Here is a 661-nt window from a genome sequence, read left to right on the forward strand (position 1 = left end):
GGCAGCTACGATTGCTGCGTGAACAACCCAGACTCTTTCGTGGAGGGCATCCTCCCAGGGGAGCCGGCGMAGTCCGCGGCCGAGCTGGCGGTCGACGTAGCCGCCCCACACGCCGACGAGGCGCTGTGCGGTGCGCTCGTCGCCCAGCTGGGTCATCAGCTGCGCGGACAGTCGATCGGCGATGGCCTGCGCGTCGGCATCGCTCAGGTTGCGTGGTTCATTCTTCGGTGCCATCGGTTTCCTCCCCTTCGTTGTCGGCCTGGTCGTTCTGCTTCGGCGTGCTGGGCAGGCCGCTCGCGTTCTGGTGGCGCACGTCGCTGCTGAAGCGCAGTTCCTTCTCCTCGGCCTTCTTGCGCCAGCTCGCGATCTGCTCGAGCACCGTGTCAGGATTGCGCCCGGACTTACGGATCACTTCGACCTCGCTGATGAAGCCGGCTTGGCTCAGCGTCAGCCAGGCAGTGGCTTCCTTTGCCATGTCGATCCATGGCATCGACGGCGCGACGTAGAGCACGTCGTCGTGCGTGCCTGGCTTGAGATCCTTGGGGAACGGCACAACCCCGGAAACCGCCGCCGCGCCGATGAAGTCCTCCACCATCGGCTGTACGGCCATCGAGATGAAGTCGTCGGTCAGGCAGGCGTAGTGCACCCACTGCTCGACGAG

General features: G+C 65.5%; 1 protein-coding gene and 1 pseudogene. Both read right to left on the reverse strand.

The window, feature by feature from the left end; genetic code table 11:
* Window positions 1-234 (reverse strand): hypothetical protein (locus AC1D1T_RS32925; protein ID WP_477993570.1); only part of this gene is annotated, 234 nt, incomplete at its 3' end.
* Window positions 218-661: pseudogene (locus tag AC1D1T_RS32930) on the reverse strand (phage portal protein); the annotation flags it as partial. The gene AC1D1T_RS32925 and the pseudogene AC1D1T_RS32930, both read right to left, overlap by 17 nt.

Source organism: Rhizobacter sp. P2_H3, from assembly GCF_056403355.1.